We start from the raw sequence: 15,669 nt of genomic DNA on the forward strand, positions 1-15,669 counted from the left end.
GGAGTATTGGGGTGTCGAGTACCGATGATGAACAACTGGCCGCATTCAAGGACTGGTGGGAGCGCAACGGCAAACCACTGGTAACTGGCGGTCTGCTCGCACTGGTTGTGGTGTTCGGCTGGCAAGCCTGGCACAAGTACCAGAACAACCAGTCGCAAGGCGCCTCGAACCTCTATCAGGCCCTTCTGGAAACCACGCTGACGCCGACCGGTGAGCCGGACAAGGCCAAGGTCGCGGAGCTTTCCGGGAAACTCAAGAACGAGTTCCCGGGTTCGGCCTACGCCCAGTACGCCAGCCTGTTCGTCGCCAAGGTTGCGGTGGAAAGCGGCAAGCTGGACGACGCTGCCGCAGAGCTGAAGAGCGTTACCGACAAGCCTGCCGACGCGACCCTGGGCGAAATCGCCCGTCAGCGTCTGGCCCGCGTGCTGGCTGCACAGAACAAGGCCGATGAGGCCCTGAAACTGCTCGACGGCGACACTGACAAGGCGTTCGTTGCCACCCGCGAAGAGCTCAAGGGCGACCTGCTGGTGCAACTGGGCCGTAGCGATGACGCACATGCTGCATACGAAAAGGCCAAGGCCGCACTGTCTGACGACGATGCGGTAGGTGGTCTGCAACTCAAGCTCGACGACCTGGCCAAAGGGGATGCCTGACGTGATTGGTTGGAAACATGCAGCAGTGCTGAGCCTGGCCATTCTGGCCGCGGGTTGCAGCAGCAACAGCAAGAAGGAATTGCCTCCGGCCGAACTGACCAAGTTCACCGAAGAGGTGGTACTCAAGAAGCAGTGGAGCCGTTCGATCGGCGATGGCCAGGGCGACAGCTTCAACATGCTGGTGCCGGCGATCGAGAACGACCGCATCTACGCCTCGGACGTCACCGGTGTGGTGATGGCCCTGGACCGTCTGAACGGCGACGTGGTCTGGAAGAAAGACCTCGACCTGCCGGTCTCCGGCGCTGTCGGCGTTGGTTATGGCCTGGTCACGCTCGGCACCCTCAAGGGTGAAGTGATTGCCCTGGACTCCAGCACTGGCGAAGAGAAATGGCGTTCCCGGGTAACCAGCGAAGTGCTGGCTCCGCCTGCGAACAACGGTGACATCGTTGTCGTCCAGACTCAGGACGACCGCGTGATCGGCCTCGATGCCAACACGGGCGATCGTCGCTGGATCTACGAAAGTACTCCAGCGGTGCTGACCCTGCGCGGTACCGGTGCTCCGATCGTAACCAACAGCCTGGCAGTCGCCGGCCTGTCCAGTGGCAAGGTTGTCGCCCTGGATACCCGCAACGGCGTGCCGGTGTGGGAACAACGGGTCGCCGTCCCGCAAGGTCGTTCGGAACTGGAGCGCGTGGTGGACATCGACGGCGGTCTGCTGCTGTCGGGTGGCACCCTGTACGTCGCCAGCTATCAGGGCCGCGTCGCGGGCCTGGACCTGGAATCCGGCCGTGTGCTCTGGCAGCGTGATGCTTCCAGCTACACCGGTGTGGCTCAGGGCTTCGGCAACGTTTACGTAAGCGAAGCGTCGGGCACTGTCGAAGGTATCGACGAGCGTTCTTCGTCGGCCTTGTGGAGCAACGACCAACTGGCTCGTCGCCAGCTGTCGGCGCCGGAAGTGTTCTCCAGCTACGTGGCAGTCGGTGACCTGGAAGGTTACCTGCACCTGCTGAGCCAGGTGGACGGCCGTTTCGTCGGCCGTGAGCGCATCGACAGCGACGGCCTGCGCGCCCGTCCGCTGGTGGTGGGCGACACGATTTATGTGTATGGCAACAGCGGCACCCTTGAGGCGCTGAGCATACGCTGAGTCTATGCTTGGGGCCTGAGTGCCCCGGGCCGCGACGTCGCGAGACGTCGCCCGAAACTCCGGCCGCTGCCTCGCAGCGGCCTTTGTATTTTTTGAATTTACGCAAATGGAGAGCCGCATGGTTCCCGTAATCGCCCTGGTAGGTCGGCCGAACGTCGGCAAATCCACCATGTTCAACCGCCTGACCAAGACCCGCGACGCCATTGTCGGCGACCTCTCGGGTCTGACCCGCGACCGCCAGTACGGCGAAGCGCGCTGGCAGGGACGCAGCTACATCCTGATCGACACCGGTGGTATCACCGGCGACGAAGCAGGCATGGACGAGAAGATGGCCGAGCAATCGCTGATGGCCATCGAAGAAGCCGATCACGTGCTGTTCCTGGTCGACGCCCGCGCCGGCATGACCGCCGCCGACCAGATGATCGCCGAGCACCTGCGCAAGCGGAACAAGCGTTCGTACCTGGTGGCCAACAAGATCGACAACATCGATCCTGACACCGCCCGCGCCGAGTTTGCGCCGATGGGCATGGGCAACGCGATTCCGGTCGCCGGCTCCCAGGGCCGTGGCATCAATACGTTGATGGAACTCGTGCTGGGCGACACGCCGCGCGAGGAAGAAGAAGACGCACTGGCTGAAGACGTCGCCGAAGGCCAGGAAGCCGTACGGATTCCCGGCCCGAGCGAAAAGGATGGCATCAAGATCGCCATCATCGGTCGTCCCAACGTCGGCAAGTCGACCCTGGTCAACCGCATGCTCGGCGAAGAGCGCGTGGTGGTCTACGACGAGCCCGGCACGACCCGCGACAGTATCTACATTCCCTTCGAGCGCAACGAAGAGAAGTACACCCTGATCGACACGGCCGGTGTGCGCAAGCGCGGCAAGATCCACGAGGAAGTTGAAAAGTTCTCGGTGGTGAAGACCCTGCAGGCGATCAAGGACGCCAACGTGGTGATCTTCGTCATGGATGCCCGCGAAGGCGTGGTGGACCATGACCTGAACCTGCTGGGCTTTGCCCTGGAAGCCGGCCGCGCCATCGTCATCGCCCTGAACAAGTGGGATGGCATGCAGCCGGGCGAGCGCGACTACGTGAAGACCGAGCTGGAGCGCCGGCTGTTCTTCGTCGACTTCGCCGATATTCACTTCATTTCGGCACTGCACGGCACTGGCGTCGGCAACCTGTACCAGTCGGTGCAGAACTCGTTCAAGTCGGCGGTCACCCGCTGGCCGACCAGCCGCCTGACCCAGATCCTCGAAGACGCGGTCAGCGAGCACCAGCCGCCGATGGTCAACAGCCGCCGGATCAAGCTGCGTTATGCCCACCTCGGTGGCGCCAACCCGCCGATCATCGTGATCCACGGCAACCAGGTGGAGAAGGTCCCGCGTTCGTACTCGCGTTACCTGGAAAACACCTATCGCCGTGTGCTGAAGCTGGTGGGTACGCCGATCCGCATCGAGTACAAGGGCAGCGACAACCCTTATGAGGGCAACAAGAACACCCTCACCGACCGCCAGGTCAACAAGAAGCGCCGGCTGATGACGCACCACAAGAAAGCCGAGAAGAAGCGCAAGGACAAGCGCAAGTAAAACCGTTGCGGCGCACCGAGGGCTTCTCGCCCGCGGCGCGCCGCACGCGTTTTTGACCCGGATCAGCGCCCCGCGCCGGGAGTTTGTTTCAACCTTTTTCCTGACCATCCAATCCGCTATGCTCGGGGCCTGTCCGCGCCTCCCGGGGCGGGTCCGCAGGAAAGAGGGCTCCATGATCAGCAGCAAGCTGCCGAATGTCGGCACGACCATCTTCACCACCATGTCCCAGCTCGCCGTGCAGACCGGCGCGTTGAACCTGTCCCAGGGTTTCCCCGATTTCAATGGCCCGCAGGCCTTGCTCGACGCCGTCGGGCGGCATGTCAGTGCCGGACACAACCAGTATTCGCCGATGACCGGCTTGCCCGCGTTGCGCCAGCAGGTGGCGACCAAGGTCGCGCGGCACTACGGCGTCAACGTCGATGCCGACCACGAAATCACCATCGTTCCGGGTGCAACCGAAGGGATCTTCTGCGCCATTCATGCGGTGATCCGCGCCGGTGATGAGGTCATCGTCTTCGACCCGAGCTACGACAGCTACGAGCCCGCCGTCGAACTGGCCGGCGGTCGCTGCGTGCACGTGCAACTGGATGCCACGGACTTCTCCATCGACTGGCAGAAATTCAGCGATGCCCTGAGCCCGCGCACGCGCATGGTCATCATCAACTCGCCGCACAACCCCAGCGGCGCGCTGATTACCCGGGCGGACCTGGACCAGTTGGCGGCGTTGATCGCAGACCGCGACATCTACCTGATCAGCGACGAGGTGTACGAGCACCTGGTGTTCGACGGCGTCGCCCACGCCAGCGTGCTGGCCCATGAGGCGCTGTATCAGCGCGCGTTCGTGGTCAGTTCGTTCGGCAAGACCTACCACGTCACCGGCTGGAAGACTGGTTATGTGGTTGCGCCACCGGCCTTGAGCGCCGAGCTGCGCAAGGTCCATCAGTACGTCAACTTCTGTGGCGTGACCCCGCTGCAATGGGCGCTGGCGGATTTCATGGCCGAGCACCCGGAGCACGTGGACGAACTGCCGGCCTTCTATCAGGCCAAGCGCGACCTGTTCTGCGACCTGCTGACGCCGTCGCGTTTCAGCTTCCGTCGCGCTGCGGGCACCTACTTCCAGTTGGTGGATTACTCGCAGATTCGCCCGGACCTCAACGACGTCGACATGGCCCTGTGGCTGACCCGTGAACACGGCGTGGCGACCATTCCGGTGTCGGTGTTCTACCAGCAGCCCATTGCGCAGCAGCGCCTCGTGCGCCTGTGTTTCGCCAAACGCGAGGAGACGCTGCGCGAGGCAGCGGAAAAACTATGCGCGATCTGAGCAGCCTGCCCAACCTGACCGTTGCCCTGATCCAGACCAGCCTGCTGTGGCAGGACCGCCAGGGAAACTACGCCCATTTCGAAACCCTGCTGGATCAAGCCCGTGGCGCTGATCTGGTGATCCTGCCGGAAATGTTCACCACCGGCTTCTCCATGGAGTCCGAGCGCCTGGCCGAGCCGGAAAACGGCCCCACTTACAAGTGGCTCAAGGCCCAGGCGGCGCGTATCGATGCGGTGATCACCGGCAGCGTGATCATCCAGGCCGCCGACGGCAGTCACCGCAACCGCCTGCTCTGGGCGCGGCCGGACGGCGAGATTCTGCACTACGACAAGCGCCACCTGTTCCGCATGGCCGGCGAGCACAAGCACTACACCCCCGGCGAGCGTCAGGTGCAGTTCGAACTCAAAGGCTGGCGGGTGCGTCCGCTGATCTGTTACGACCTGCGCTTCCCTGTGTGGAGCCGCGATGCTCAGGACACGGACCTGCTGCTGTACACCGCCAACTGGCCAGCGGCGCGACGCCTGCACTGGAACCGGTTGCTGCCGGCGCGGGGGATCGAGAACCTGTGCTATGTGGCTGCGGTGAACCGGGTGGGGACGGACGGAAAGGGCTTCGCGTATACCGGCGACAGCCAGGTGCTGGACTTCCAGGGCGAGAGCCTGCTCAGCGCTGGCGAGGCGGACGGGGTGTTTACGGCGGTGTTGAGCGCGGCGGATCTGGCGGCGTACCGTACACGGTTCCCGGCCAACCTGGATGCCGATACCTTCGAGCTTCATTGAAAATTCTGGGGCCGCGTTGCGGCCCTTCGCGAGCGAGCTCGCTCCCACATGTTGATGTCAGGTTCATGTGGGAGCTAGCTTGTCGGGACGCCGAACCGTCGCGAAGGGGCGCAAAGCGGCCCCAGAATCATCCTCAGTAAACGTCCCGGCGATACCGCCCCAGTTCGATCAGCTCTTCCACCGCCGACTCACCCAGCAGCCCGTTCAACGCCGCATCCACGCCACCAGCCATGCCGTGCAGGCTGCCGCAGATATAGATCGCCGCGCCGTCATCCAGCCAGCGCTTCAGCTCTTCACCGCGCTGCAGTAACAGGTCCTGCACGTAGACTTTCTCCGCCTGATCGCGGGAGAAGGCCAGATCAAGGCGCGTCAGGTCGCCGCTTTCCACCCAGCCCTGCAGTTCTTCACGGCAATGGAAGTCGTGCGCCCGATTGCGTTCGCCAAACAGCAGCCAGTTGCGTTGCTCGCCGCTGGCGATGCGTGCCTTGAGCAGGCTACGCAGGCCCGCCAGGCCGGTGCCGTTGCCGATCAGGATCATCGGCGCCGGAGCGCCCGGCAGGTGGAAGCCGCTGTTACGACGCAGGCGCAGGCTGACGCTGTCGCCCAAGGCCATATGCTCGGTCAACCAGCCAGAACCCAGGCCCAAACTACCGTCGGCATGACGCTCCTGGCGCACGATCAGTTCCAGCACGCCGTCGCTGGCGATGGAGGCGATAGAGTATTCCCGTGCGTCGATGGGGATCAGCGCATCCACCAGTGCCTGGGCGTGCAGGCCCACCAGATGCTCGCGGCTCACCGGCAGTTGCCGGCTGGCGAGAGCCACGGACAGCGGCTCCTGCAAGCCGTCGATCTGCACCGGCGTGTTGGCGTCCAGGCCAAGCCCTTGCAGGAAGCGCTCGATGGCGGCAGGGGCGAGACGCGGGAGGATTTCCACCAAGTCGCCAGCGTCCCATTGCCCGGGTGCCGGTGGGTTCAGGCCCAGCAGGAATACCGGCAAGCCCTGGCTGCCGGGATTGAGTAGCGTGCGCTGAGTCAGGGTCCAGGGCGCGAACTCCGGCGCCTGCCAGACCGGAACAGTGCTGCTGCCGCTCATCTGCGCGAGCTGCTGCTGCCAATGTTGTAGCGCCAGTGGGTCGGCGCTGTCGACTTCCACCGGGGCGAAGCGGGCCTTGGCACCACGCTCGTCCAGCCAGGCATTCAGGCGCCGGGCGAAGCCGCAGAAGTGCGGGTACTGGCGATCGCCGAGGGCGAGCAGGGCGTAGTTGAGGCCCTCCAGGGACCACGGCTGGCCAAGCACCTTGCGCTCGAAACCGCGGGCGCTGTCTGGCGCTTCGCCGTCGCCGAAGGTACTGACCACGAACAGCGCACGCTGAGCCTGGCGCAGGTCGTCTTCGCTGATGCTCGCCAACGGCTGCACCCGCACCGGCAGGCCGGCAGCCTGCAGTTGGCCGGCGCTCTGCCAGGCCAGTTGTTCGGCGAAGCCGCTCTGGCTGGCGAAGCCCACCAGCCAGCCGTTTTTCTGCTCGGCATTTGGGTTCAGGCCGCTACGGGCGGCGCGGACCTGGCGTTTCTTGCGCCGGCGATCAAGGTACAGCAGCCAGCCGGTGACGAAGAACAGCGGCATGGTCAGGCTGGCGATCATCGCCAGGATGCGCCCGGTCAGACCGAAGTAGCTGCCGACGTGCAACGCATAGATGCTGGTCAGCAGTTGCGCCTTGAACGATTTGTCGGTGTACACCTCCTGACGCCGAACCTGGCCGCTGGCCGGGTCGATGGTCAGGGTGTTGTAAGCACGCTCATGGGCGGCATCGTCGAGCAGGTAGAACAATGTGGCCGGCTGGCCTCCAACCGGCGGCAGGCGCAGGTTGTACGCGGCAAGGCCGGGACCGGCAGCTTTTTGCAGGCTGGCCCAGATGGCGTCGTAGTCGACCACCAGCGCGGGAGCATTGGCGTCAGGCTGTTGCGGGCCGCCATGACCGCCGCGGTTGCCACGGCCTTCGCCGCGTTTCTGTTCCTGACCGGCTGGCGGCGGGTCCGCCAGCAGTTTGTTCAGGCCTTCGCGGTACCACTCGTAGGACCAGAACAGCCCGGTCAGGGCAAACAGCAGGTAGAACAGCAGGCACCAGGTGCCGGCCACCGCGTGCAGGTCCCAGTTGAAGGCGCGACCCTTCTTCGCCCAGTCGAGCGTCAGCCAGGCCCGCCAGTTCAGCGCCTGACGCGGCCAGCGCAGGTACAGGCCGGACAAGCAGAAGAACACCAGCATCAAGGTGCAGGCACCGGTGATCTGCCGGCCGGTGTCGCCGATGGCGAGGAAGCGGTGCAGGTTGAGCATCAGGTTGAAGAAGTCCTGGCCGACTACATCGCCCTGGAATTCTCCGGTGTAAGGATCGACGTAGCGCAGCTGGCCACGGCGCTCGCCCGGCGGCGGGGTGAAGAACACCCGTGCGGCGGCATCGCTGTGGGTTTCGACCCAGAGCATGGCGACCTTCTTGCCCTCGGTCGCCTCGACCCGGCGCACCAGCTCGGCCGGAGCGAGCACGCCTTCTTCGCGAATTTTGACCTTGAGCACCTGCGGGTTGATGGCCCGGAGGATTTCATCCTGGAACGAATACGTCGCGCCGGTGATCCCCATCAGCGCGAGCACCAGGCCGGCGGTGATGCCGAAGAACCAGTGCAGTTGGAACAGCGTCTTTTTCAGCACATCAACCACCTTGCCTTACCGGAATGCGAATTACTTGCGCATTATGCCTTGATACACAAAAGCCCCGTTCATCGAAATGAACGGGGCTTTGCCAATCAGCGACCTTAGAAGTGGACGCTGGTGCTCAGCAGGGCGGTGCGCCCGGCGGCCTGGTTGGCGAAGTGCGTGGAGAATGCCTTGTCGTAGTAGACCTCGTTGGTCAGGTTCTGCACGTTCAGTTGCAGGTCGACGTTCTTGGTCAGCTTGTAGGCGGCCATGGCGTCGTAGCGAACATAGCTGTCGACCATGGTGGTGTTGGCCACGCTGCCGAAGACGTCGTCGGTGTAGAACGCGCCGCCACCGATGGTCAGCTTCGGCGTCAGCTGATAGGTGGTCCACAGGCTGGCCGCGTTGTTCGGCATGTTCGGCAACTGGTTGCCGTCGTTGGCTTTGCCCAGCGGGCCGCCGTCGATCTGACGACCTTCCATGTAGGTGTAGCCGGCGAAGACCTGCCATTTATCGGTCAGCTTGCCGCTGGCGCCCAGTTCGATACCGTCGACGCGGGTGGTGCCGACGTTTTCGTAGGCGGTGGTGTTGACCTGGACGCGGGCGTTGTCTTTCTCGGTGCGGAAGATCGCACCGGTCAGCGACAGGCGGCTGTCGAGGAAGTCCCACTTGGTACCGATTTCGTAGTTGGTGGTTTCTTCCGGTTCCAGGTCGCTGCTCAGCACGTTGCCGGTACGGTCGGTCGAGCCTGGCAGTTTGTTGTCGTCCATGCCTTCGCCAAGCTGGGCACCCGGTGGGGTGGCCGAGGTGGCGTAGGAGACGTAGACGCTACCGTTCTCGGCCGGCTTCCACACCAGGCCCAATTGGCCGGTGATGAACTCGCTGGTGTCGCTGCCTTTGGCCGGCACGCCGGTCTTGCTGACGGTGGTGGCACCGTTGGCGCCATAGGTGCGGTATTCGGTCTCGAAGTGGTCGTAGCGCAGGCCCATGTTGAGCAGCCATTGCGGGCTCAGCTCAAGGGTGTCGAACACGTAGATCGCGCGGGTCTTGCTCTTGGTGTCGGTGCCGGCGTAGTTGCGGGCGATCGAGCCGTTCCACGGATCATCCGGGTTCGGGTTGGACAGCGAGGTGCAGTTGTAGCCGCTGGAGACGATCATGCCCGGGGTGCAGTTGGTGCTGGACGGCACGGTCGAGGTGATCGGCGTCAACGGCGTGGTGTCGGTGTTGACGTCGTAGGTCGAACGCTTGCTCTCTTCGCGGCTCAGTTCGATACCGGTGGAGAAGCTGTTCTTGAAGCCGGCCACATAGAAGTCGCCGAACAGGTCGGTCTGGTTGGTGGTGGTGGCAGTGTTGCCCACGCGGGTGTTGGCCCGACGCCAGACGCTGCCGTTGTTGACGTTGCCCTTGCTGTCGTCCGGCTGGGTCAGGATGTAGTCCTGCATCGAGTTGCCGTGGCGCAGGGTGTTTTTGATGGTCAGCGATTCAGTCAGGTCGTGCTCGACGGCGATGGTCGCGATGTCGGTACGGGTCTTGCGGAAGTCGCGGTCGGTCAGGCCGTAGAAGTTGCTGTCGTCACCACCGGCGTAGGGTTTGTCCGGGTTGGCCGAGGTACGGTTGGCGCCGCTGTAGGTGTAAGGAACGCCCGAGTCTGGCAGGTCGTTGCTTTCCATGTGGTAGTAGTCGAGGTTGACGCGGGTGTCGGTGCCCAGGCCGAAGGCCAGGGACGGAGCGATGCCCCAGCGGTCGAAGTCGACTTTGTCGCGGCCGGCGACATTGCTCTCGTGGCTCATCAGGTTCAGGCGGCCGGCGACGGTATCGCTGAACTGGTAGTTGCCGTCGAGGGTGTAGCGCTGGGTCTGGTCGGAACCCCAGGTGAAGCCACCGTCGAAGGAGTTGCCCAGATGCGCTTTCTTGCTCACCAGGTTGATGCTGCCGCCTGCCGCGCCACGACCGCCAACGGCGGAGTTCGGGCCCTTGCTGACTTCGACGGATTCCACGGCGAAGATTTCGCGGGTCTGTGCGCCGGTGTCGCGCACGCCATCGAGGTAGGTGTCGCTTTGCGAGTCGAAGCCGCGGATGAACGGACGGTCGCCTTGCGGGTTGCCGCCTTCACCGGCACCGAAGGTGATGCCGGGCACGGTGCGCAGGGCGTCCTGCAGGGTCAGGGCGTTGGTGTCTTTGAGAACTTGTTGCGGAATCACCGTCACCGAGCGCGGGGTGTCGATCAGCGGCGCAGTGTATTTCGGCGAAGAGGCTTTTTCCACCTTGTAGTCGGTGCTGGCCTGGCTGCCCTCGGCATTGATGCTGGTGGCGTCCAGTGCGATCGAACCTTCCTTGCGGACAGGGGCCGGCTCGTCGGCGTACGCCATGTGTGCGGCGGACGTTGCGGTGATGGCTACACCAATGGCGGATGCGAGCAAGCGCGGCGAGCTGACAGCGGTTGGTACGAATTGACGTGACATCAGGTGGACCCCCTCCCAAGGTTTCGAGGGGGCGGAATATAAGAGCAAGTGATTGGCACTCACAATTGAGAAACGTTGGCATTTACATTCTTTACACCTTTTTCACGAAATTTTGCCAAGGATCAATGTCCACCCCTCGGATGAGGCTTGTGGCAAAGAGATAAGAATCAATACCATTGGCAACTTTTTCCGTTCAGGTGCCAACCGCCATGCTTTTACACATTCCCGGCTTGTTCAACCGCGAGGAAGTGCTGCGTATTCGCGAGGCACTGGAGAGCACCGATTGGGCGGATGGCAAGATCACCGCCGGCTATCAGTCGGCCAAGGCCAAGCACAATCTGCAGTTGCCCGAGTCCCATCCGCTGGCCAAGGAAATTGGCACCGCGATGATCGAGCGCCTGTGGAAAAACCCGCGTTTCATGTCGGCCGCATTGCCACACAAGGTGTTTCCGCCGCTGGTCAACTGCTACCGCGAAGGCGGCAATTTCGGTTTCCACATCGATAACGCGGTGCGCCAGCCTCGCGGCAGCATCGAGCGGGTGCGTACCGACCTGTCTTCGACGCTGTTCTTCAGCGATCCCGAGGACTACGACGGCGGCGAACTGGAGATCCAGGACACTTACGGTCTGCAGCAGGTCAAGCTGGCGGCCGGGGACATGGTCCTGTATCCCGGCACCAGCCTGCACAAGGTCAACCCGGTCACCCGCGGCGCCCGTTACGCGGCGTTCTTCTGGACCCAGAGCATGATTCGCGAGGACAGCCAGCGGACTCTGTTGTTCGAGATGGACAACGCCATCCAGCAGCTCACCGCCGACGTGCCTGATCATCCGTCGCTGATCCAGCTCACCGGCACCTACCACAACCTGCTTCGCCGCTGGGCTGAGGTCTGACATGGCGTTCCAGTTGCGCCGTGAGGAAGTGATCGGCACTGACGCGTTCGGGCAGATGCTCGAACAGAGCCCGGCCAAGGCGGCTCAGGCGTTATTGATGGCCTCGGCAGAGGGCGTGGTCGAGGCGCAGGCTTTGCTCGGGCAGATCCTGCTGGACGGGCGCGGCATCGAGCAGGACGCGGTCCTCGCCCGGCGCTGGTTCGGCATCGCCGCGCAGCAGGGCAGCGTGATGGCGCACAACATGCTCGGGCGTTGCCTGGAGCACGGCTGGGGTGGTGAGGTGGACGTGGCGCAAGCCGCGCGACATTACCGCGAGGCGGCCAACGGCGGGCTGGACTGGGGGCTTTACAACCTGGCCAACCTGCTCGCGACCGGGCGCGGTGTGGCGCTGGACCATGGCGTGGCGCTGGCCTGTTATCGCCGGGCGGCGGACCTGGGGCATGCCAAGTCGATGAACCTGTTGGGACGTTACCTGGAGGAGGGCCTGCATTGTCAGGCGGACCTGTCGGCGGCGCGGGAGTGGTATCGGCGCTCGGCCGAGGGCGGGGATTTTCGCGGGCAGTTCAGCCATGCGGCGATCCTGGCCGGGCAGGGCTTGCTCGATGAAGCGCTGAGCTGGTTGCAGCGAGCACTGGAAGGCGGCAATGCGAATTTCCTGCGGGTAGCGGGGCCAGCATTGGAGCAGGCGGGGCAGGCGGAGATTCGGGCGATGGCGGGGGCTTACAAGGCGCGCTTGGCTGAGCTGGTGTAAGGGCTTTGAGATAAAAAAAGGGGCTGATCACTCAGCCCCCTTTTTGCATTACAGGTAGAACGCTTTCAGCGGCGGGAAGCCGTTGAATTCGACGGCGCTGTAGCTGGTGGTGTAGGCACCGGTCGACAGCCAGTACAGACGGTCACCGATTGCCAGGTTCAGCGGCAGGCCGTACTTGTAGTGTTCGTACATGATGTCGGCGCTGTCGCAGGTCGGGCCGGCGATGACCACTTCTTCCATCTCGCCTTTCTTCTCGGTCCAGATCGGGAACTTGATGGACTCGTCCATGGTTTCGATCAGGCCGGAGAACTTGCCCACGTCGGTGTAAACCCAACGCTCGACGGCGGTACGCGATTTACGCGCAACCAGCACCACTTCACTGACCAGGATACCGGCGTTGGCGATCAGCGAGCGGCCCGGCTCCAGGATGATTTCCGGCAGGTCGTCGCCGAAGTCTTCCTTGAGGAAACGGATGATTTCCTCGGCGTAGGTTTCCAGGCTGTTGGTCCGGGTGATGTAGTTGGCCGGGAAGCCGCCACCCATGTTGATCAGTTTCAGTTCGATGCCGTCTTCTTCTTTCAGACGCTCGAAGATCACTTTGACCTTGGCGATCGCCGCGTCCCAGACGCTGATGTCGCGCTGCTGCGAACCGACGTGGAACGACACGCCGTAAGGCACCAGGCCCAGGTCGCGGGCGAGGATCAGCAGGTCCATGGCCATGTCGGTCTGGCAGCCGAATTTGCGCGACAGTGGCCAGTCGGCAGTGGTGGAGCCTTCGGTGAGGATACGCACGTAGACTTTCGAGCCCGGTGCGGCCTTGGCGATGTTGCGCAGGTCGGCTTCGGAGTCGGTGGCATACAGACGCACGCCCTTCTCGTAGAAGTAGCGGATGTCCTTGGATTTCTTGATGGTGTTGCCGTAGCTGATACGGTCGGCGCTGACGCCGCGGTCCATCACTTTGTCCAGTTCGTAGATCGAGGCGATGTCGAAGCTCGAACCTTTCTCTTTCAGCAGGTCGATGATTTCGACCGCAGGGTTGGCCTTGACCGCGTAGTAGACCTTGGCGAACTCGAAGCCCGCGCGCAGGTCATCGTAGGCCTGGCTGATCATCTGGGTGTCGATGAGTACGAACGGGGTTTCTTGCTTGTCGGCGTACGCCTTCATTTTCTGGAAGGTTTCGCGCGCGAAGTAGTCTTCGACTTGGATCGACATGCTTGGGGACTCCATGGGCAAACTGAAAAAATAAGTGGCTGCAAACTGAACGCCCTCCGTATCCCCACTTTGGTTCGCCTACTTCCCAAGGCATGTCGCCGAAAGCAAAAAGGTCATCCGCGCGATTGAAAGCTGCTGCGGGTGACCTTGCTGTCTCGTCGTCAGTACTTGAGCCGGATGGATCGTTTCCAGCATGGACGTTCGGCGCGAACTTTAGGACTTGAGGGGTTCAAGATCAACAAAAAATGTCGCGTTTTCGTACTGATCAGCCGCTCGTTATCGACTTGTTTCCTTCATAACCGACTCAGGTGACAGCCATATGTTCCGCTGGATCGTCCTTGCGTAAAAAATTGTGGAATAGGTGGCGATTTGCTGACTTCTCGGTAACTTCGTCATCTGGCGTTTCGATCGGCGAGTTTCGCTTCGAAATCACCTTTAAATGAAAAAACGACCGTTTGTCGTGTCGCTTCGAGGTTCTTTTTTCGACGCCTCACTGTTCATATTTATGGCCACTTGAACGGCGGGTATTTCCGACAAAAAAAATTCCTGAATCACCGACAAAAAGCGCTTGGTCGGAAGCCTCTACACAGGATTTGCCGGGCTTAATAAGAAACATTACTATTCGCGCACCTTTCCAACTGCCTGACGACGACCTTCCTATCGTGTCTCGACACAAAGGCTTCCTCGACCACTACCACGAGTTGATCGGCACCTGGACGCGCAAGTTGCGCAGTCGCCAGCAAGCCGAGGACCTCGCGCACGATGCGTTTGTGCGGGTGCTGGAAAGCGAGCAGGACGCGGTGGCGCAGCCGCGCGCCTATCTGCACCAGACGGCGCGCAATATCGCAGTGGACGGTTACCGCCGCGAGGACCGCCGCCAAGCCCTCGAACAGCAGGCCCTGGACCTGACCCCGCCGCTGACGAACGACCCGGAGGCGTATATGAATGCGCTGCAACTGGCCGACAGCGTCGAGCGGGCCTTGGCGGAGTTGCCGCTGAACTGCCGCAAGGTGTTTGTCTGGCAGAAGCTCGAAGGGCTGACCCAGGCGGAGATTGCCGAGCGCATGGGATTGACCAAGAACATGGTCGAAAAGTATATGATCCGCACGCTTCGCCATCTGCGCGAGCACTTGGATGTGTCGAAGAGATGAGTCAGGCGAATGTATTCATGAATCAGGGCCACAGCCCACAAGAGGCCGTCCGCGAGCAGGCGGCCGAATGGTTCGCCCGCGCCCAGGACGCGCCGCTGCCTCCTGAGCAGCAGGCCTGTTTCGACGCCTGGCTGGCGCAGGATCCCCTTCACCGCGACGAATACGACCAGCTCGGCCAGCTCTGGCAGGCGGCTGACCTGTTGCCGCGTGCGCGCCTCGAAGCGCTGTGTGTCGAAGACCGGGTCAGCGCCTTGCCGCGGCGGCGTTTCGTCCAGCAGGCGCTGGCCGCCAGTGTGCTGGCGGCGGCGGTGGGTCTCGGCTGGTTCGGTTGGCAGCAGCACACGCTCAACTACCACGAGCATTTGCAGACCGGTCTCGGTGAGCGCCGCCAGGTAGAACTGCCGGACGGCTCGCACCTGGAGATCAACGGTCGCACCCGCCTGGACGTGCGCTTCAGCGCCGGACAGCGCGACATCCGCCTGGAGCAGGGCGAGGTGATGTTCAGCGTGGCCCACGACAGCAGCCGGCCCTTTGTGGTCGATGCCGGCCATGGCACGGTCACCGTCACCGGGACGCGCTTCGATGTGCGCCGCGATCCTGGGCAAACCCGCGTCGCGGTGGAGCAGGGCTCGGTGCGGGTGCAGGGCCAGGGCGAGTCGAAGGCGCTGCTCAGCGCCGGGCTCGGGGCGCATATCGATGCTTCCGGCGCGGTGGCTGCTCCTTATAAGGTGGATGCCGCTGCACTCACCGCCTGGCGCTCCGGCAAGCTGGTGTTCACCGATGCCTCGCTGGCGCAGGTGGCCGAAGAAGTCTCGCGCTATCGCGAGCAGCCCCTGAAAGTGGCAGCGAAAGTTTCCGCCCTGCGCCTGAGCAGTACCTTCCGAATTGATGACACGGATGCTCTGCTACGGGCCTTGCCGAGCATCCTGCCGGTCACCGTGGTGGCCCATGCCGATGGCTCCCACGAAATAATTTCAAAATAGATTCAGGTATTTTCCGAGTTGTTCGTCTTCCTGCCCGACTTGTAACTGCCAA

General features: G+C 62.9%; 12 protein-coding genes. 9 read left to right on the forward strand and 3 right to left on the reverse strand.

The features are described 5' to 3' along the window. Positions 1-11 precede the first annotated feature (11 nt). From HWV67_RS09515 to HWV67_RS09535, 5 genes are all read left to right on the forward strand, one after another. Positions 12-653, forward strand: a complete 642-nt coding sequence (locus HWV67_RS09515; protein WP_095159548.1) for a YfgM family protein — start codon at positions 12-14, stop codon at positions 651-653. Next, positions 646-1,797, forward strand: coding sequence for an outer membrane protein assembly factor BamB (gene bamB / locus HWV67_RS09520; protein ID WP_095159549.1), 1,152 nt, complete (start codon positions 646-648; stop codon positions 1,795-1,797). Before HWV67_RS09515 ends, bamB begins: the two co-directional genes overlap by 8 nt. Positions 1,798-1,915: 118 nt before the next feature. Beyond that, entirely contained in the window at positions 1,916-3,382 is a 1,467-nt protein-coding gene (gene der, locus HWV67_RS09525) for a ribosome biogenesis GTPase Der (RefSeq protein ID WP_175651044.1), read from the forward strand. Positions 3,383-3,554: 172 nt separating this feature from the next. Continuing rightward, a complete protein-coding gene (locus HWV67_RS09530) occupies positions 3,555-4,703 on the forward strand; it encodes a pyridoxal phosphate-dependent aminotransferase (RefSeq protein ID WP_175651045.1) in 1,149 nt (382 codons plus the stop codon). Continuing rightward, positions 4,691-5,482 carry an amidohydrolase gene (locus tag HWV67_RS09535; protein WP_095159552.1) on the forward strand — a complete coding sequence of 264 codons (792 nt, stop codon included), beginning with the start codon at positions 4,691-4,693 and terminating at the stop codon, positions 5,480-5,482. Before HWV67_RS09530 ends, HWV67_RS09535 begins: the two co-directional genes overlap by 13 nt. Positions 5,483-5,615: 133 nt before the next feature. Here HWV67_RS09535 and HWV67_RS09540 read toward each other — a convergent pair whose 3' ends face one another. After that, complete coding sequence (locus HWV67_RS09540; protein ID WP_175651046.1) at positions 5,616-8,183, reverse strand: PepSY domain-containing protein; 2,568 nt, start codon at positions 8,181-8,183, stop codon at positions 5,616-5,618. A gap of 104 nt (positions 8,184-8,287) precedes the next feature. Next, positions 8,288-10,630 carry a TonB-dependent receptor gene (locus HWV67_RS09545; protein ID WP_175651047.1) on the reverse strand — a complete coding sequence of 781 codons (2,343 nt, stop codon included), beginning with the start codon at positions 10,628-10,630 and terminating at the stop codon, positions 8,288-8,290. Positions 10,631-10,839: 209 nt separating this feature from the next. On the opposite strand from HWV67_RS09545, the gene HWV67_RS09550 reads away from it, so the two are divergent. Both HWV67_RS09550 and HWV67_RS09555 read left to right on the forward strand, forming a co-directional pair. Further along, positions 10,840-11,520 carry a Fe2+-dependent dioxygenase gene (locus HWV67_RS09550; protein ID WP_175651048.1) on the forward strand — a complete coding sequence of 227 codons (681 nt, stop codon included), beginning with the start codon at positions 10,840-10,842 and terminating at the stop codon, positions 11,518-11,520. Position 11,521: 1 nt separating this feature from the next. Then, positions 11,522-12,271 (forward strand): tetratricopeptide repeat protein, encoded by a 750-nt coding sequence (locus HWV67_RS09555; RefSeq protein WP_175651049.1) that lies wholly within the window; start codon positions 11,522-11,524, stop codon positions 12,269-12,271. 48 nt (positions 12,272-12,319) lie between these two features. Here the strand turns inward: HWV67_RS09555 and HWV67_RS09560 are convergent, their stop codons facing one another. After that, positions 12,320-13,483 (reverse strand): type III PLP-dependent enzyme, encoded by a 1,164-nt coding sequence (locus tag HWV67_RS09560; protein WP_175651050.1) that lies wholly within the window; start codon positions 13,481-13,483, stop codon positions 12,320-12,322. 662 nt (positions 13,484-14,145) lie between these two features. Between HWV67_RS09560 and HWV67_RS09565 the strand changes: the two genes are divergently transcribed. Continuing rightward, positions 14,146-14,634 carry a sigma-70 family RNA polymerase sigma factor gene (locus HWV67_RS09565; RefSeq protein ID WP_175651051.1) on the forward strand — a complete coding sequence of 163 codons (489 nt, stop codon included), beginning with the start codon at positions 14,146-14,148 and terminating at the stop codon, positions 14,632-14,634. After that, positions 14,631-15,617, forward strand: a complete 987-nt coding sequence (locus HWV67_RS09570) for a FecR family protein (protein WP_371929291.1) — start codon at positions 14,631-14,633, stop codon at positions 15,615-15,617. The genes HWV67_RS09565 and HWV67_RS09570 overlap by 4 nt, the downstream gene beginning before the upstream one ends. The last annotated feature ends 52 nt before the right edge of the window (positions 15,618-15,669 follow it).

The organism is Pseudomonas sp. Marseille-P9899, assembly GCF_903166565.1.
Lineage (GTDB): Bacteria > Pseudomonadota > Gammaproteobacteria > Pseudomonadales > Pseudomonadaceae > Aquipseudomonas > Aquipseudomonas huaxiensis.